At 38.9% G+C, this 18,747-nt stretch carries 19 protein-coding genes and 1 riboswitch; of the genes, 16 read left to right on the forward strand and 3 right to left on the reverse strand.

What is annotated here, in order from left to right; genetic code table 11:
• Window positions 1-24 precede the first annotated feature (24 nt).
• From C5L21_RS05330 to C5L21_RS05385, 12 genes are all read left to right on the forward strand, one after another.
• On the forward strand, window positions 25-1,215 hold the full coding sequence (locus C5L21_RS05330) for an isochorismate synthase (protein ID WP_085699174.1): 1,191 nt from the start codon (window positions 25-27) through the stop codon (window positions 1,213-1,215).
• On the forward strand, window positions 1,205-2,830 hold the full coding sequence (gene menD / locus C5L21_RS05335; RefSeq protein WP_040176957.1) for a 2-succinyl-5-enolpyruvyl-6-hydroxy-3-cyclohexene-1-carboxylic-acid synthase: 1,626 nt from the start codon (window positions 1,205-1,207) through the stop codon (window positions 2,828-2,830). The genes C5L21_RS05330 and menD overlap by 11 nt, the downstream gene beginning before the upstream one ends.
• Window positions 2,823-3,629 (forward strand): 2-succinyl-6-hydroxy-2,4-cyclohexadiene-1-carboxylate synthase, encoded by an 807-nt coding sequence (gene menH, locus C5L21_RS05340; protein WP_004900598.1) that lies wholly within the window; start codon window positions 2,823-2,825, stop codon window positions 3,627-3,629. The genes menD and menH overlap by 8 nt, the downstream gene beginning before the upstream one ends.
• Complete coding sequence (menC, locus tag C5L21_RS05345; RefSeq protein WP_004908724.1) at window positions 3,622-4,719, forward strand: o-succinylbenzoate synthase; 1,098 nt, start codon at window positions 3,622-3,624, stop codon at window positions 4,717-4,719. Before menH ends, menC begins: the two co-directional genes overlap by 8 nt.
• 66 nt (window positions 4,720-4,785) lie before the next feature.
• Window positions 4,786-5,475 (forward strand): tRNA (adenine(22)-N(1))-methyltransferase, encoded by a 690-nt coding sequence (locus tag C5L21_RS05350; RefSeq protein ID WP_004900595.1) that lies wholly within the window; start codon window positions 4,786-4,788, stop codon window positions 5,473-5,475.
• The gene (locus tag C5L21_RS05355; RefSeq protein ID WP_004908723.1) at window positions 5,472-6,260 is read left to right on the forward strand and encodes a Nif3-like dinuclear metal center hexameric protein; all 789 of its coding nucleotides are present in this window, start codon (window positions 5,472-5,474) and stop codon (window positions 6,258-6,260) included. Before C5L21_RS05350 ends, C5L21_RS05355 begins: the two co-directional genes overlap by 4 nt.
• 76 nt (window positions 6,261-6,336) lie before the next feature.
• Window positions 6,337-7,590: a peptidase T gene (gene pepT / locus C5L21_RS05360; RefSeq protein WP_085699170.1), complete on the forward strand. Its 1,254-nt coding sequence runs from the start codon at window positions 6,337-6,339 to the stop codon at window positions 7,588-7,590.
• A 94-nt stretch (window positions 7,591-7,684) separates the two neighbouring features.
• Entirely contained in the window at window positions 7,685-8,608 is a 924-nt protein-coding gene (locus tag C5L21_RS05365) for a GDSL-type esterase/lipase family protein (RefSeq protein WP_004905210.1), read from the forward strand.
• Entirely contained in the window at window positions 8,590-9,201 is a 612-nt protein-coding gene (locus C5L21_RS05370; protein WP_004900585.1) for a YpmS family protein, read from the forward strand. Before C5L21_RS05365 ends, C5L21_RS05370 begins: the two co-directional genes overlap by 19 nt.
• A complete protein-coding gene (locus tag C5L21_RS05375; protein ID WP_004900582.1) occupies window positions 9,188-9,415 on the forward strand; it encodes a YozE family protein in 228 nt (75 codons plus the stop codon). Before C5L21_RS05370 ends, C5L21_RS05375 begins: the two co-directional genes overlap by 14 nt.
• A 45-nt stretch (window positions 9,416-9,460) precedes the next feature.
• Window positions 9,461-10,300, forward strand: a complete 840-nt coding sequence (gene ylqF, locus C5L21_RS05380; protein ID WP_012305246.1) for a ribosome biogenesis GTPase YlqF — start codon at window positions 9,461-9,463, stop codon at window positions 10,298-10,300.
• Window positions 10,301-10,307: 7 nt separating this feature from the next.
• Window positions 10,308-11,090 (forward strand): ribonuclease HII, encoded by a 783-nt coding sequence (locus tag C5L21_RS05385; protein WP_085699168.1) that lies wholly within the window; start codon window positions 10,308-10,310, stop codon window positions 11,088-11,090.
• 15 nt (window positions 11,091-11,105) lie between these two features.
• Here C5L21_RS05385 and C5L21_RS05390 read toward each other — a convergent pair whose 3' ends face one another.
• Window positions 11,106-11,750, reverse strand: a complete 645-nt coding sequence (locus tag C5L21_RS05390; protein ID WP_004900572.1) for a Crp/Fnr family transcriptional regulator — start codon at window positions 11,748-11,750, stop codon at window positions 11,106-11,108.
• 95 nt (window positions 11,751-11,845) lie between these two features.
• Between C5L21_RS05390 and C5L21_RS05395 the strand changes: the two genes are divergently transcribed.
• Entirely contained in the window at window positions 11,846-13,195 is a 1,350-nt protein-coding gene (locus tag C5L21_RS05395; protein WP_085699166.1) for an FAD-dependent oxidoreductase, read from the forward strand.
• 43 nt (window positions 13,196-13,238) lie between these two features.
• On the opposite strand, the gene C5L21_RS05400 is transcribed toward C5L21_RS05395, so the two are convergent.
• Window positions 13,239-13,532, reverse strand: a complete 294-nt coding sequence (locus C5L21_RS05400; protein ID WP_222591210.1) for a thiamine-binding protein — start codon at window positions 13,530-13,532, stop codon at window positions 13,239-13,241.
• Between the two features lie 129 nt (window positions 13,533-13,661).
• Window positions 13,662-13,753, reverse strand: a riboswitch (TPP riboswitch).
• 166 nt (window positions 13,754-13,919) lie between these two features.
• Here C5L21_RS05400 and C5L21_RS05405 point away from each other — a divergent pair.
• The 3 genes from C5L21_RS05405 to C5L21_RS05415 all read left to right on the forward strand — a co-directional run bounded on the left by C5L21_RS05405 (window position 13,920) and on the right by C5L21_RS05415 (window position 17,841).
• Entirely contained in the window at window positions 13,920-14,852 is a 933-nt protein-coding gene (locus C5L21_RS05405) for a DMT family transporter (RefSeq protein ID WP_004902788.1), read from the forward strand.
• Window positions 14,853-14,976: 124 nt separating this feature from the next.
• On the forward strand, window positions 14,977-16,434 hold the full coding sequence (locus tag C5L21_RS05410; RefSeq protein WP_040190267.1) for a 6-phospho-beta-glucosidase: 1,458 nt from the start codon (window positions 14,977-14,979) through the stop codon (window positions 16,432-16,434).
• A gap of 78 nt (window positions 16,435-16,512) precedes the next feature.
• A complete protein-coding gene (locus C5L21_RS05415) occupies window positions 16,513-17,841 on the forward strand; it encodes a PTS sugar transporter subunit IIC (protein ID WP_176608532.1) in 1,329 nt (442 codons plus the stop codon).
• 40 nt (window positions 17,842-17,881) lie between these two features.
• Here the strand turns inward: C5L21_RS05415 and C5L21_RS05420 are convergent, their stop codons facing one another.
• Window positions 17,882-18,622 (reverse strand): hypothetical protein, encoded by a 741-nt coding sequence (locus C5L21_RS05420; protein ID WP_085699164.1) that lies wholly within the window; start codon window positions 18,620-18,622, stop codon window positions 17,882-17,884.
• Window positions 18,623-18,747 lie beyond the last annotated feature (125 nt).

Raw genomic sequence — 18,747 nt, forward strand, 5'->3', positions numbered from 1 at the left:
TATGATGAGGTAGGTAGATTCAACATGCAGTATACTTTTACACGGCCATTAAAGTCTAATGATGAGCATTCGTTGTTAGTTATGCTTGATACTTATGCTATTAGTGCTTATTTTGAAACACCTAATCAAGACAAAAAGTTATTTGCTTATGGTGCAGAAAAAATCTCTAACGATTTTAACAATATTAATGGAGAAATTATATTTGGTGGACAACAGTTTAACCAAACTTATTTTAAAGACTCAGTTTTGATGAATGGCTTTTGGTTTTTACCAACCATATACGTTGAATTGACGGAGTCAAGTCTCACTTTTCATTCTGAGACCATAAATGATTTTGACAGCTGGCTAATCAAGACAAAACAGCTTCTCAAACAGCAGGTTAGCATACTTAATACAAAGGATGAAGAAGATTGGCCGACACGCACTCAAATGCTAATTACTGATTTAAATAGCGATGAAGAAGTAAAAAAAGTCGTTTTTGGTCGACAACGGCAAAATCAATTAAGTAGACCGCTATATGCTGCTAAGCTTATTATGGCATTGTCTGTGCAGCAAAATACATATCATGTTGTCTTGAAGAATCAGAACGAATTATTTGTGTCTGCCACACCAGAAAGATTGGTTAAGGTATCGTCAGGATATTTAGAAACAGCTGCCTTAGCTGGCACAATTAATCGTGGCCTAACACCATCTGAAGATCAGTTACTTGGTGAATCATTGTTAAGTAGTGTTAAAAACAGACAAGAACATGCCTATGTTGTTCATGAACTTAAGCAAAAACTTCAAACGATGACAACATGTTTAGATGTTCCGGAAACACCTATTCTGCTAAAAAATAAGCAGGTGCAACATTTATACACACCCATTAATGGCAAGTTAGCGCAATATGGTATCACTGATATCATGACAGCATTGCATCCCACACCCGCACTCGGGGGCGTGCCAAAAGCACTGGCGTTGGCTTATATTAACGCACACGAGAAACAGCCTCGTGGTCTATTTGCTTCACCAATTGGTTATTATACTGGCAGTGGTGATGGAGAATTTGCTGTTGGCATTCGGTCGATGCTAATCAACCAGACAACCAGAATAGCAACGTTATTTGCAGGTGCTGGCATAGTAGCTGATTCAATTGCAGAAGAGGAATACGAAGAAACAGGCTTAAAATTTGAGCCTATGCAACAATTACTAAAGGATTATAATCATGGTGAATGATACATTAACGATAAATACAAAACATTTACTATATGCTTTATATGCAAGTGGGGTCAAACATTTTGTTGTGTCACCGGGCTCAAGAACCACACCAATTGCGCTCATGTTAGCTGAATATGAACGTCAAAATTCAGAAATTGTGGTGTATATTGATGTCGATGAACGCTCAGCTGGCTTTTTTGCTTTGGGTATTGCCAAAACCAGACAAGAGCCAGTAGTAGTTTTGGGTACTTCAGGGACAGCCATTACAGAATATATGCCTGCCGTGGCCGAAGCCAAGGTCTCACATATACCATTAATCGTACTTTCTACTGATAGACCAGCTGAGTTACAAGATAATGGGGCGCCACAGACGTTGCCTCAACATCGCCTGTTTGGTGAATTAACGCCTTATTTTGTTTCTTTTACCTTGCAAGATGAGCATGAAGATAATACTGCATATATTGATTACATGACGCAAAAGCTTGTGCATTCGGCAATGGATACGGGACAACCACTACAAATTAATTTACCTTTGCGCAAACCGCTAATGCCTAAATTACATGATAGTCATGATGTGTCAATTACGCCATTGACATTTGAAAAAACTCACATTCATATATTACCAATAGTTATTAAACAAACACATGTTGTCATTCTTGCAGGACCCAATGAGGCGGCCGATTATAAAGATGAATTACTACAGTTTTCACGTGATCATCAGGTACCGGTTATCGCAGATATTTTAAGCCGAGCAAGAACAACAGATACAATTTTCGGCGTTGATTCATTGATTAAAGCACACTATTTAACAGATGAGTATCGCCCTGATTTAGTCATTCGTTTTGGTGGGACGCCAGTTTCAGCTCGCGTCTTGCAATGGTTACAACGAGAAAATATACCTGTTTGGCATGTTGATGGGCATGCTGGTAATGATCATTCAAGGCACGTGACGCGCGCTTTTCAAATGACGCCAACAGCATTTTTAACCCAGTTGGCATTGACTAACGATATGACATTTTATCAGCGATGGCAGCAGCTCAATGATATACCACGTCACGCTGTGGGTGAAGCAAGTGTTTCGTGTATGCTCAATCGCATATTGCCTGAAAATACAGCAGTATTCGTAGCAAATAGTATGGCTATTCGTGATATGGATGATGTATTTTCCGGAAGAACAACACAAAAAATTTATGCTAATCGTGGTGTTAATGGTATTGATGGGGTAGTTTCAACCGCATTAGGCATGAGCACAGTGAGCTCACAACGTAGTATTTTGTTGACCGGTGATTTAACGTTGTTTCATGATATGAATGGCTTAATGATGGCGAAAAAGTATCAATTGAATATTGATATTATTGTGATTAACAATAATGGTGGTTCAATTTTTTCTTTTTTACCGCAATCTCAGGCTGATGAGTACTTTGAAGACATGTTTGGGACACCTTTAGATCTTGATATGTCTAAAGTTGCTTATTTATATGACATGCCTTACATACAGTTGAAAGGGGCAGCAGCGTTGGGAGAATGTCTCTCTCATCAAGTACATGGCCCTAGATTAATAGAAATTAACTTTGATCGTCAAGAAAATGTTGCCAACCATCGTGAGTTATTGGAATTAAACCAACATGAATAAAATCCAGATAATACGTCACTATCCATATCAAATCCACTACCAAAAAAATAGTAATGTACCAAAACGCTGGTTACTGCTCCATGGCTTCATGGGCTCATGGCATGATTTTGATGATATTATCACGCAACTGCCTGGTGAAGTGTTGGCACTGAATTTGTTAGGCTTTGGTAATCAAGCACCTACCATAGACGATTGCCAGCGGTTTACAATGTCTGAACAGGTAAAAGATCTAACTATGATTTTAGATAAATATCAATGGTCGCAAGTGACTATTTTAGGTTACTCCATGGGTGGCAGGTTGGCGTTGGGGTTTGCTTTAACGCACCCCCAACGAGTGAGTCAATTGTTACTTGAAAGTACAACAGCAGGTATTGATTCAGTAACTGCTCGGCAACAAAGACAACAAGCAGATTTGACGAAAGCAACGTTAATATTGGACAACTTTGAGGCATTTGTTTTGAGATGGGAAAAGTTGCCTTTATTTAAAACACAGCAAGATATGCCTTTAGAAAGTAAACAGAAAATGCGACGACAACGTATGGCACAAAACCCCAAAAATGTTGCACAGGCTTTAATCTATATGGGTACTGGGTCACAACCTAATTATTGGCCATACTTGGATAAAATAGACTTTCCAACTACAATTATTGTAGGAGAGCATGATCAAAAATTTAACCTAATAGGTGATAAAATGATGGCCTTAATACCCCAGGCAAAGAAAATAGTTATTGCTGGTGCTGGTCATAATGTTCATTTTGAACAGCCTAAAGCATTTATAGAGGCAATGCAGTATGTATAAGATAGCAAATCTAATATGGCTGCCGATTCAATTATCACTCAAGCAACCATTCAAAACAGCGCAACAATATACTACTAATCGTGAATTAACACTTATCAAATTAACTGTTGTCGATACCATAAGTCATCGTACCGCGGTTGGGATTGGTGAGGTGCAGTCGTTTACTGATTTTGGTTACGCGCTAGAAAATCAACGAACGAGCCGAGAAATAATCACATCAATAATCACGCCATTCATTAAAACAATAGCATTTCATACACCAATAGAATTTGCAGACCAACTTGCCAATCAAATCCCCCACGGCTCATTTGCTAAGGCTGGGGTGGAAATGGCTGTTTGGGATGCTATCGGTCAATTGACACAGCAGTCATTGAGAGAAATGGTTAATGGTATTAACCTGCAAGTACCGGTTGGCATCGCGCTTGGTGTTAATAGTAGCCCGACTGAGATAAAACAGGCGATGGTCGATGGCTATCGTCGAATTAAATTAAAAATTACACCAGAAGTATTAAGGCAATTAAAAGCACAACATTATTTTGAGCATTTTCCTGAGCAAAAATTTTCGCTCGATGCAAATGGCAGTTTTGCGCAGTCACCAAATGAGTTATTATACGACTTACCACAAAATATTTGTTTTATTGAGCAGCCATTTACAAGTCATGATTTTGTTCGGCATGCAGCTTTTCAGGCAAAAACAAAGCAAGTATTGAGTTTAGATGAAAGTATCAACAACTTAGATGATATTAAGACACTGATTGCCTTGCAAGCTGCACAAGCAGTGACGATTAAGCAAGGGAAAATTGGTGGTATTACCGCCGCTTTGCGTGCCATCAAACTTTGCCATCAAGCTGGCATAAGACCTTGGATTGGGGGCATGTTAAGTAGTAACATTGGCAGAGCCGTTGATTTAGCTCTGGCCAGTTTACCAGAAATCGCTTTTCCAAGTGACATTTCCGATAGTCAACGATATTTTGAACAAGATGTATCGGAAACATCTTTTACGCAAGAAAATGGCTTCATAGCCGTCCCTAATCAGCCTGGTATAGGCATTAAACTGTATCAAGAAATTGATGACAGGTTGGCTTTTTAAGTAATTTATGAGAATCAAACAATAAAACCAAGTAGCATGATATAATATTATTAAGGATTTTTAATTATGGATAGTTTAAATTTATCGCCTCGCCTAGCAATGGTCGCCCGCTTTGTCACGCCTGGTGCTCGGATTGCTGACATCGGCTCTGATCACGGCTATTTACCAGCACATCTTTTGCTCAATCAGAACATTACATATGCTGTTATTGGTGAAGTGGCATCGGGACCACTTGAAAATGCAAAGCATGAGCTTGACAGACGTCATTTAACCGCTTACACACAAGTGCGATTAGCCAATGGATTAGCCGCAATATTACCAGAAGATAACGTGACAGAAGTCACCATTGCTGGTATGGGCGGTATTTTAATTTCTGAAATTTTGTCAGCAGGATATCAGCGACATCAAAAATTCGAAAAACTGATTTTACAGCCAAATACTGATGAGCAGGTTCTGAGAACTTGGCTTGAGCAACATCATTACCAGATTACAGCCGAAGATATTGTTCAAGAGGGCAAGCATTTTTACGAGGTAATTGTAGCGCAACCAGGGGAACAAGTACTTTCAGAAACGGATAGATTATTTGGCCCACTGCTGAGAAAACAACAAGCACCGGCTTTTTTTGCTAAATGGCAAAAGGAGTTACAACGCATTGAAACCATATTTGATAATTTAGCAGCTGCTGATAAAGTTGAAACCTCTGCCTATCAAGAATGGCATATACGTTATACACAAATACAGGAGGTCTTATCGTGATTCAAGCACAAGATTTGATTGCTGCTATCGAAAAATTTGCCCCCAAAAAATTAGCAGAGTCTGGCGACCCAACAGGGTTACAAATTGGGGATCCCAATCAATCAATTTCGCGAGTGATGACAGCCTTGGATGTCAGACCAGAAGTTGTTCAGGAGGCAATTGCAAAAAATGTCGACTTTATATGGGCACATCATGAGGCAATGTTCTTTCCCGCTAAAAATTTAGATTTAAGCCAACCACAAAATAAGATGTATGCTGACCTGATTAATAATCACATTGTTGTTTATGCATCACACACCAATTTAGATAGTGCACAAGGTGGATTAAATGATTGGTTAGCTGAAACATTAGGCATAAAAAATGTGGTACCCTTAATACCTAATGATGATAAAGTGACTGGATTAGGACGGATTGGTGAATTAGACAAGGCACTATCAGTGAAGGCATTTGCAAAAACTATGAGTCAGTTATTTCAGGTTAAAACAGTTCGGGTCATCACAAAAGATTTGAACAAACCCGTAAAAAAAGTGGCGGTGCTTGGCGGTGACGGTGGTAAATGGTGGACAGTAGCACAACGTGCAGGCGCAGATGCTTACGTTACGGCAGATGTTTATTATCATACAGGACATGATATATTAGCTCATGACTTTACGGTTATCGATCCCGATCATCATATGGAAGCCATTGCTAACCGCTATATGGCAAAAAAAATCACAGCTTGGTTTGGGGATGAGTTAGTGGCCTTTGAAACGGGTATCAATACCGACCCTTATACCTATATTTAAATATTATGGGGACGTCCGGACATGTTGTCGACCAAAACTTGAAAGGATAAAGCATATTTAAGTGCGATACAAACTTATGACTTCAGAGAAATTTCCTAAATTAATTAATCGTTTTTTGAATTATGTTGCAGTAGATACACAATCAGACGAGCAGGCTAAAACCATCCCTTCCTCATCAAAAGAAGTAGCTTTTCTAGCCGATTTATCTGCGGAGCTTCAAGCAATTGGCTTGCAACATGTTCGTACGATGGCAGATGGTTATGTATTTGCTGAATTACCAAGTAACATTAACAATGACAAAGTGCCTACAATTGGATTTATTGCGCATGTAGATACAGCAGATTTTAACGGTAAAAATGTTAAACCACAAATTATTGAAAATTATGATGGCTTTTCAACAATTAAATTAGGACATAGTGGTTATGAACTCAGTCCTTCAGCCTTTCCCAATCTTAAAAAGTATACCGGACATACCTTGATTACGACTGACGGCACAACATTATTGGGCGCTGATGATAAGGCAGGTGTGGCAGAAATTATTACAGCTGCCGAGTATTTAGTAGCTCATCCAGAAATTAAGCACGGTAATCTCCGTTTTGCTTTTGGTCCGGATGAAGAAATTGGTATTGGTGCGGATCATTTTGACACGGAGACTTTTGGCGCAGACTTTGCTTATACAATTGATGGTGGGCCCGTTGGCGAACTAGAATGGGAAACTTTCTCTGCCGCCGGTGCAACTGTTACCATACAGGGGCGTAATGTTCATCCTGGCACAGCCAAAGATACGATGGTAAACGCGATACAAGTTGCCTTTGATTTTCATGCACAGTTACCGGAAAAGGAGCGCCCAGAACATACTAGTGGACGTGAAGGATTTTGGCATGTGATGTCAATTACAGGTAATCCAGAGACAGCTGAGTTACGTTATATTGTGCGCGATCATAACCGTGCTAAGTTTGAAGAACGCAAACAAAGAATGCTGCATATCGCTGAAAACTTGAATAAAGTCTTTGGTACAGAACGTGTGACAGTTTCACTTAATGATCAATACTATAATATGGGTGAGATACTTAAAGATGACATGCAATCTGTTAATTTGGCTGAGCGTGCAATGCAGGCTTTGAATATTGAGCCAATTATCGAACCAGTTCGTGGTGGCACTGATGGTTCTAAGATTACATTCCTGGGTCTCCCAACGCCAAATCTTTTTGCTGGTGGTGAAAACATGCACGGTCGCTTTGAGTTCATTTCAACAACTGTTATGACACAAGCAACCGAGACTATCTTGAAAATTATTGATATGGCACAAGACACAACACAAGTTGACTAATATGATATCTATCTTAGTAAGAGCTATTGTTTGAAGACGCAATAGTTCTTTTTTGGTACAATAAAGAGTAGAACATTTTTTGGGGGAATTTAGTATGAAGAAAAAAATACTAATGATATATCTTCCTATACTAGTAATTTTAATTGGGTTAGGATACTTTTGGTACCATTGGCAAACAAATGCCACAATACAACGTGCAACACCAAGACAAGCAGCAAAAGTAGCCAAGGTAAGCGCCGTTAATTTTGTGGCATTAGGGGACTCATTAACAGAAGGTATTGGCGACGATAAAAACGAGCAGGGTTATTCGGGACGAATTGCTCAAAAAGTTAAACAGACCTATGGTGTTTCAGTCACAATGCAAAATTTTGGTTTAGCTGGTGATCGTTCAGATCAGATAAGAAAGCGGCTGAATCAAAAAGGCAATATACAGGTCGCAGTACAACATGCTAATGCTATTATTTTAACGGTGGGGGGCAATGATTTACAACAATTACTGTTGCAAAACATGTTTTCCAAAACACCGGAAGATTTGACGAAAACTGTGGTAAGGGGTAAACAGGCATATCAAGGGAAACTCACATCATTATTTAGTGATATTCGTCGACTAAATGCGCAGGCCCCTATCTTTATTTTTGGAAATTATAATCCTTTATTTGTGCACTTTCCAAAACGTACAGACTTTAATCAAGATGTGATGCTTTTTAATGCGGTTAACCAGAAGGTTGCGCGACATGATAAAGCTAGTTATTATGTTGGGACATTTGATTTAACGTACGGTCAATATCAGACAAAAGCCGATAGAGAACGGTTAGTTGAAGAATTTGATAAATCAGATTTGGGGAATGCTGATTTTAAAGATATCCAAGCTGTCTTAGAAGACAAAAATAACGTGTCAAATCAATGGATTAGTACGATAGATAATTACCATCCTAATCATATCGGCTATAATTATATGGCCACACAACTTTTTGAATATTTGCGAAAGGAACAAGTCACATGGCTAACCAAACATTAACAAGGGGAAGTCAACCGCGTCAAAAAAAGTCACCATGGTTCTGGGCTTTTTGGACGCTATTAGGAATTATTATTATCACCTTGCTAGGCAGTGGTTTCGTGGCCACCCAAGCTGTTAAAGTGACAGATAGCCAATCAAAAATTGCTAGTACAGATGCCACATTTGACGTTACTTTGAATAAGAAGCAGGTTAATGCTTTAGTAGCATACTATCTTAATGATTCCCGCACATCAAACTATCAATTCCGGGTCGAAGATAATATTATGATGTATGGCAGTTCTAAATTTTTGGGGCAGACTTTTAAAATTGGGATGATCTTATCACCTGAGGTGACCAAAAACGGCAATATTATTTTAACAGCTAAAAAAATGGCCATTGGCAATTTACCATTACCTATCAGCACTGTGATGTCTTATGTTAAGACAAATTATCATGCACCTAAATTTGTCACTATCAATCCAAGTAAGCAACAAATATTTGTTGATATGACGAAATTGCCCGTTGTGAAGGGCATGTCATTTCGTGCTAAGATAATTGACCTTAAGACAGATCAATTTGTTTTTCAGGGAGGATTAGTTCATGATCAAAAGTGATCGATCATTTTATAACTGGCTGATGACGCAACGTAACCCAGTTGCAACAGATGATATACAGCAATTTGCTAACAATGCCTTTTTGGATTCTACTTTTCCAAAACAGAGTGTTGACTTTGATGATATTTCCAATTATTTAGAAGAAAACACAACCTACTTAATGAGTATGGTGACTTTTGATCAAGCATGGGAATTATTTCAAGCACAACGATAAAAAAGGAGTAACGTTGCCAGCATATATGGCAATATAAAAAATCTCATGGCACAAATTATTCAATGGTTCCCTGGGCACATGGCGAAAGCCTTTCGTCTCATGCGGGAAAATTTAAAGTTAGTTGATGTTGCTTTTGAATTGGTTGACGCCCGCATTCCGGACAGTTCTCGTAACCCTGAAGTCGACAAATTAATCGGTGGAAAACCACGTTTACTGATTATGACCAAAGCCGATTTGGCTGATCCTGAGCAAACACGACAATGGAAAGCAAAGTTCGAATCAGACGGTCATACTGTTCTTGTCTTAGATACACGAGATCCAAGAACGCCACAATTAGTAACCAAGGCGGCACGTCGTGCTGTTGAAGCAAAAACAGCAGCGCAATTAGCACGTGGTATTCAAGATCAACCGATACGTGCGATGATTACTGGTATCCCAAACGTTGGAAAGTCAACCTTGTTGAATCACTTGGTCATGAAAAATGTGGCGCCAACTGCTGACAGACCAGGTGTCACGAAAAAAGTGGCTTGGCTAAAAACACCGACAAAATTAGAACTGTTAGATTCGCCTGGTGTTTTATGGCCAAAATTTGAAGATCAGGCCATTGGTATGAAGCTTGCATTAACTGGTGCAGTAAAAGATACGATTTTTTCAAAAGATGACGCAGCGCTCTTTTTAATTAGTTTTTTCAGAGATTATCGCCCAGAAGCAATTGTAGCGCGGTATCATTTAGAAGAAAATGCTTTTGAACAAGACAATGTTCAAATTTTATTAGCTATTACTAACAAGCTTGGATTTAAGGACGATTATGACAAAGCTAGTGAGCGACTACTAAACGATTTACGTAAAGGTAAGCTAGGCGCGTTCACATTGGATGAACTGTAAACTTCACATGACTGAAACAATTGCGACAATTAAAGAAAAACTAGCCAGTCTAGCAGACCCTCATGATGCACGTTTGCAGACCTGGCGACAGGATAAGCGGTGTGGTGTCCAAAAAGCAATAGCGCTTTGGGAAAAGCGGTTGGCGCTAGCACGAAAAAAGCAGGCTGATTTTAACCAACGCTTTAATTTTGAACGAGATTACTGGCTAAAAGGCGTTGAATTAGTAGCAGGCGTTGACGAAGTGGGTCGCGGACCATTAGCGGGTCCTGTCGTTGCAGCAGCAGTTATTTTACCACACGATTTTAACATCGTTGATGTTATAGACTCAAAGCAAGTAGCCCAGCATAAGCGAGAACAGTTATACGAAATTATTCTAGATCAAGCTGTTTCAATTGGTATTGGTAGTGTTGATGCGAAGACGATTGATGAAATTAATATTTATGAGGCAGCGCGTCAAGCGATGACGGAAGCAATCAATAACTTGGCACCACAGCCACAGGCACTATTAATTGATGCCATGCAAGTTTATTTGGATATAACACAACAATCTTTAATCAAAGGGGATGCCAGAAGTAATTCAATTGGTGCAGCTAGTATAGTTGCGAAAGTGATACGTGACAAAATGATGACGGACTATGATAAAGTATATCCAGGTTACGATTTTGCCCAAAATGCAGGGTATGGGACTAAAAAGCATTTAGCAGGGATTGATAAGCTTGGGGTCACACCAATTCATAGGCGGTCATTTCAACCTGTTCATGATGCGATTGTAAATAAAAAGAACTGTTAAAGCAGTTCTTTTTATTTACAATAAAGTGACTTCTCGCTTATTAAGTTTTATTTTACCGTCTCGCGTTAGTTTATTAAATAAGCGGCTTAGTGTTTCCGGTGTAATATGTAGCGAGGCAGCAAGTTCTTTTTTGGTAACGTCTAGATGAAATGTTTTGCTCATACGAATTGCAGATAAATCTTCAAAGTATTGTACGAGTCGTTCATCAGCATTTTGTAATGATAAACTAATTTGACGTTGTTCAAGCGCCGTCAGACGTTCTCCATAAGTATTCAACATTTTTAAAGCCAATGAAGTATTTCGGTGTAATAATGCTTGGAAATCTTTTCGACGAATCATACAAATGGCAGAATCAACTTTAGCGCGTGCAAAATGATGATGTTTAGCATCTGTAAAAATAGATGCTTCGATATCCATTTGGTGATTAGTTAGTGAATAAAGCAGTAACTCTTGGCCGTTATCGTTCACGTTAAAAATGTCAACTTGACCAGAATCGACGACGAAAAGCGCTGATAAATCATCGTCTGGTTCATAGATATAGCTTCCAGCTGAATATTTCTTTTGATGTGTTGAGATAGTGACCAGTTGTGCAATAATATCGTCAGGCAAATGCGAAAAAATCGGAGCAGCTTTCACACAAGCAAATTCAGAATGTGACATATTTCACTCTTTCTTGACATGAGTCAATTTTTTGTTATTCATTTGATTATACAATAGATATATAAAATTAGTTGGTAATCTTTTGGAGGTAGTATATGAAAGTCATTATTATTGGTTCGACACACGCAGGCACAGCAACAATAAAATCTATTTTAAAGCATAATAACGGGGTAGAAATTGATGTTTATGAGAAAAATGATAATGTGTCGTTTCTTTCTTGTGGCATTGCTTTAACAGTACAAGGTGAAGTAAAAGAAATCAATGATTTGTTCTATTCTTCGCCTGCTATACTTGAAGAAGCAGGTGCTAATATTCACATGAACCATGAAGTAACTGCTGTTGATACCATTAATAAAACAGTATCAGTCACTAACTTGGTGACAGGCGTATCATCAGTTGAAAGTTATGATAAATTAGTTGCGACAACTGGATCTTGGCCAATTATACCGCCAATTGCTGGGATAGAAGATCAACGTATTGTATTGTCTAAAAACTATACGCATGCGAAAGCCTTAATTAATTATGCTAATGATGATCGTATTAAGCGAGTGGTTATCATTGGCGGAGGTTATATTGGCACAGAATTAGTCGAAGCTTTCAATGTCAAGGGGCGTGAAGTGACGTTGATTGATAACCAGCCAACGGTGTTAAACCGGTATTTTGATCACGAATTTACTGAAAATGTCGCTGAATTATTTCAATCTCATGGTGTGGCTGTGGCAACCGGTAAAATGGTTGAAAGTTTTGAAAGTCAAGATGATGCGGTTATTGTCAAAACAAATGACGGGAATTTTTCAGCTGACTTAGTTGTGATGTCGGTTGGCTTCAAACCAAATACTGGATTGTTTGCGGGACAACTAGGTATGACTGGCAATGGCGCGCTATTAGTCAATGATTACATGCAAACAAGTAATCCAGATGTCTTTGCTGCTGGTGATTCAGTCGCGGTGCATTATAATCCAACAGGAGAGAATGCGTACATCCCCTTAGCGACAAATGCAGTACGTCAGGGAACATTAATTGGCTACAATCTTATGTCACCGAAAGTTAAATATATGGGAACGCAATCAACATCCGGACTAAAGTTATATGATTTAAATATGGCTTCATCTGGCTTGACTGCAGCCCACGCGCAAGAACTAGGAATCGATGCGGATAGCATCACGATGACAGATAACTTCCGACCAGAATTCATGTCATCAACGGAGCCAGTTTTGATGAGTATTACATGGGAACGTCAAACACACCGTATTTTAGGTGTACAATTGCAAAGTAAATATGACATTGCACAGTCTGCCAATGCTGCTTCAATTGCCATTCAAAATCGCATGACATTGACCGATTTAGCATTCGTGGATATGCTATTCCAGCCTTGGTTTGATAGACCATTTAACTACTTGAATCTTTTAGCGCAAGCAGCCCTAGATAAGGTTGAAAGCGAATAAAAAGCACACCTATTCTGCGGTGTGCTTTTTTTATTAATGTTTGTTAGCGATACTTATCTGTTTTTTCAGCAATTGTTAATACATTGCCATGTGGTGACATATTAATTTTACTGTAAATCATAACAGGAATATCGGTTATTTCTGCCGCAACAAGTGGTAAGGCCTTTAAAATAGTCATCAGTTGGTCATAATCGCCTTCAAGTGTGGTTTCGAAAGCGCCAACCTGATAAGCAATGCGTGTGTCATTAATATAATCAATAACGTGATCGACTATACGGATGACATCGGATTTATCGGATGTCATCGGTAATACTTGAACAGCTATGCTTGCGTTAATTTGTACCATCATACTTCTCCTTGGGTTCTATGCATTGAAATGGTGCAATAGAACATGTTAAATGAAGTCCTCCCATAAGCGACATTGAAATCCCACATCAAAATATTGAAGCATGATGACACAAAATTATTGATTGCTTCGTAATCTTCCTACGCTAGAATGAACTAGATCAGGTTATATGGGTATATCTCTCAGCCAATAAGGCACCCCAGATTACACGTTAATTGCGTTGTCTGTACTTCGACATTTTAGCATAAGATATGATAATGGACAATGAGATATGATTACTACTTGGCTGTGGATTTACTTTATCGTATAAGGCGCGTATACTGACTACTTATAAATTAACTTTATAGTAGTCATGAGAATATTTGGGAGTAGTAGGTTATGTTGTATTTTATTGGGTTATTTGCAGGTTTTTTATTAGCTAATCAAAGTCCTATCAACGCAAAACTGGGTTTTGTTTTAAAATCACCTTTGCGTTCTAGCTTGCTTTCTTTTACAGTGGGAACATTTTTTTTGATACTTATTTATTTTGTTAGTGGACAACAACAAGTTAACCTGATAAATGTGGCCTCCAATAATCCATGGTGGATATGGTTTGGTGGCTTATTGGGCGTTATCTTTTTAACGTCAAATATTTTAATGTTTCCGAAATTAGGTGCCATTCAAACCATTATCTTGCCGATTATTGGTCAGGTTATCATGGGTGTAGTGATCGATACTTTTGGCTTGTTTAATATGCCAATTGGGACACTGACGGTAACTAAGGTTATTGGTATTCTCTTGTTACTAGGTGGTATTTATGTGGCTGTTGTTCTTGCTAATCGTTTTGAGGTAAAACGCGAGAAAAAGCAATTGGGTGCTGATACTAATATAAATATCTGGCGTATGTGGGCCATTCTGGTTGGTGCATTTTCTGCCATACAACAAGCGATTAATGGGCGATTAGGCTATTTATTACACTCAGTAGTGGGTAGTGCTGTGATTTCTTTCTTTTCTGGGACAGTGGTCATTTTAATTGTTGTATTATTGAAAGAAAGGCGTTTATGGCCAAAAACAGTGCGAATAACTAAACAACCAGTGTGGTTATTTACAGGTGGGATTTTAGGTGCCTTATTTGTTTTTTCAACCGCTTTTCTTGTACCAAAATTGGGCGCTGGTATGACAGTTACGCTCAGTTTAAGTGGCTCAATCATTGGGTCGATAGTTGTCGCTCAGTTCGGCTGGTGGCAATCGTTAAAACAAAATGTTACACGTGTACAAATTATTGGCATTGCCTTAATGGTTGCTAGCATTGCATTGATTAAATTTGGTTAGTATCATGGGTTAACAACACGGGAATAGATTGACATATAAATGACTGACATGATAATATATAGGTATAAATGTAAGCGCTTACAAGAAAACATTCCTAGTAGTTATTGTAGAAAAGAGGTTTATTTTGAAAACTTTAAGTCACGATTTTCTGTGGGGTGGCGCTATCGCAGCACACCAGGCAGAAGGTGCATGGAATGTGGATGGCAAAGGTGTGTCAATTGCTGATGTTCTTACAGCAGGCGATGTGTCACATCCACGAGAAATAACAGATGGTGTGATAGCAGGAAAAAACTATCCAAATCATCATGGCATTTATTTTCATGATACTTATAAGCAAGATTTGCAATTAATGGCAGAGATGGGGTTTAAGGCTTTTAGAACTTCCATTGCTTGGACACGTATTTTCCCTAACGGAGATGACGCTGAGCCTAACGAGGCAGGCCTTGCTTTTTATGATGAGATGTTCGACGCCATGCGACGGCTAAACATTGAACCGGTAATTACACTTAATCACTTTGAAATGCCATATCATCTAGTTACAAAATATGGTGGCTGGCGTGATCGTCGTGTTATTGATTTTTTTGTCCGTTATGCTGAGGTCGTTTTTAATCGTTATAAAGATAAAGTTACTTATTGGATGACGCATAACGAAATTTCTAATCAAACGGCTATGAAACATGAGGCTAGCGGTTTTCTATTGTGGACTAATTCGGGTATTGATGGCAAAGAGATGTCAGTTGATGAACGTATTGAAGCCATGTCACAAGCAGCACATTATGAGCTAGTTGCTTCGGCCAAGGCTGTGGCGCTTGGGCATCAGATTAATCCAGCATTTAAAATTGGTGGTATGGTTAACGTTGCACCATTTTATCCAGTATCTCCCAAACCAGCAGATATGTTAGCTTATCAAAAAGCACGTCAGTTTAGAGACTGGCTCAGTGATGTTCATGTCCGTGGCAAGTACCCAAACGAACTTGAAGCCTATTACGAAAAAACTGGTTATCGTCCAGATATCACAGCCGAAGACCGTGACGTGTTACAGGCAGGAACAGTTGATTATCTTGCCGTGTCTTACTATGCAAGCAGTACGGTTGAAACAACAACTGATGAGCCTAAAGTCGGTTATACCGACTATGAAGATGTTACTAATCCTTATATTAAGACATCAGACTGGGGATGGGGATTAGACCCTGAAGGCTTACGCTATACATTAAACGAACTAAGCGAGATGTATCCAGATACACCAATTATGATTGTTGAAAACGGCTTAGGTGCCTACGATAAGATTGAAGATGGTGAACAAATCCACGATGATTATCGAATCAGCTATTTATCAGCACACATTCAAGCCATGATGACAGCTGTAGAAATCGATGGTGTCAATGTAATAGGTTATCTTAGTTGGGGCCCAATTGATATTGTTTCTGCCGGCACAGGTGAAATGAAGAAGCGATACGGTTATATCTACGTCGACCTAGATGATGAGGGGGAAGGATCGGGCAACCGTATTAAAAAGGACTCTTTTTATTGGTATCGAAAAGTAATTGAAACAAACGGTCAGGTATTAAAACAACAAGCATGATAAAACATCTGTTGTTGTGATGCGATAATTATCGTATTACAACCGATACAAAAGGTATAGGTAATAATTATGGCTAATATCTCAAAAGTATTAAATGATAAAGTTATTCCGATAATAATGAAATTTGTTAATACGCGTGCGATTACTGCGATGAAAAATGGGATGTTGTATCCCATACCATTCATTATTGTTGGTGCCATTTTCTTGATTTTAGGTCAGTTCCCTTACAAGCCAATCGCTAGCTATTTTACTAGCGTTGGTTTAGATAGTATTTTTATGCAGGCATATAATGGTTCATTTGCCATCATGGCTTTGTTTGCAGTCTTTGGCATTGCTTATTCATGGGTACACGATTCTGGTTATGATGGTGTACCAGCGGGTTTGCTTGCCATTGTTGTTGATGTTATCCTACAGCCCAATACAATCAATACAGTGACTAATGCCATTCATCCCGGCAAAACATCTACCGCATGGTTGGCTAACAACGCCATTGACAAAGCTTGGCTCGGTGGAAAAGGTATGATTGTTGCCATTATTGCGGGTATGATTGTTGGTTGGATTTATACTTGGTTTATGAAGAAAGGCATTACGATCAAATTACCAGAACAAGTCCCAAGTAATGTCGCAGCTTCGTTTACTGCATTGGTTCCAGCCGCAGCGATTATAACAGGTGCAACAGTTGTGTATGCCATCTTCTCAAAGGCTTGGCACACAACCTTTGCAGAGTGGATTTATTCGGTTATTCAAACACCACTGCAGCATGCTTCAGATGGCCCGGCTGGTGTGTTTATTATCACTGTGATTCCAGTCTTTCTTTGGTTCTTTGGTGTCCATGGTTCAATTATTGTTTCCGGCATTATGCAGCCGTTGTTACTCGCTAATAACGCAGATAATTTAGCATTGTATCGCGCAGGTAAATTATCGTTGGCCAACGGGGCGCATATTGTCACACAATCATTCTTCGAACAGTTTATTACGGTTACTGGTGCCGGAGTGACGGTCGGTTTACTGGTATTCATGTTGGTGGGCGCTAAATCCGTGCAGATGAAGACTTTGTCTAAGCTCGAATTAGGCCCGGCTATGTTCAATATTAATGAGCCAATTTTGTTTGGTATTCCAATTGTCTTGAATCCAGTCATGATCTTACCCTTCATTTTATCACCAGTTATTACCGGTTTCGGTACGTATTACGCCATTAAATTTGGTGTCATTCCACCCTTAAATGGTGCTTATGTTCCATGGACAACGCCGCCAATCATCTCTGGATTTATTGTAGGTGGTTGGAAAGTGATGTTGTGGCAAGCGTTAATGCTATGTGTCACCGTTGGTGTCTACTGGCCATTTGCAAAGAAATACGACAAGATTTTAGTAGAACAAGAAAAGGCAACAGCGACGACAGCAAAATAAAAAAAGGTCACTCGCAAAGAGTGACCTTTTTATAATTAAGTTACGACTGCGGATTATTTTTTAAATTCTGCGCTAATACTTTTGCCAGACGATACCCCAACGGCTTGAATGTGACATATGTTAAACCGCCAGAAATTATGCCACCGATAATTGGGATAGCTTTGGTAACTGTTTTTTCAATGTGTGCTGTCGTGATTTTATGACCAATACGACTACCAACTTTTTTAACCAATGGATGACGTGTTGACATTACAGCTGCTTGGATAGCTACTCTTTTACCAATCGACTCACCAGATTTCTTTGATAGCGTAGCAATCATAGAAGCAGCACCCGCAGTGCCAAACATGACACCAAGATAAATAATCAGCTTAACTTTGTCTTCTTCTGGCAAGGTATCTGTGTTGCTACCAAAAAGTTCATCTTCACCAAAGATGTAGGCAATTTGTTGGGCCATATTAATGGCAAAGGCAAAATACTGTACAACATCGGCACTACCGACAGCTGCCATAATTATTGGGTTGGCTGGTAAGCCGGCAGCAAAGGAAGCCATTGATGTTTTTGTTGTACTTTTGTTAATGATGTCGTGCGCTTTTTCTTCTAAAACTGAGACAGGATAGACGGCCTGTGGGCCGTGCTTTAAAATAATATTTAAGTCAGGGGAATCAGAAAACTGTTTTTTTAGAAATGCTTTGCGATTAACACGAATGACTGGTAATTTAGCAATTAAACCAATGGTGTGCAAAGTGAGATTGTAAAATCTATCTGGTTTTGTTTCAACCATTACAATAGTGCTCCTTAATAAAGATAGGTTATTATTTTATTTAATTATAGCGTGAAGAACTGTGTGATTGTTAGAAAAAGACTTACGCTGCTATTCATGGTAATAATCGTCTGATGTAAAAAATA

Source organism: Leuconostoc citreum, from assembly GCF_004354555.1.
In the GTDB taxonomy this organism is placed as follows: Bacteria; Bacillota; Bacilli; order Lactobacillales; family Lactobacillaceae; genus Leuconostoc; species Leuconostoc citreum.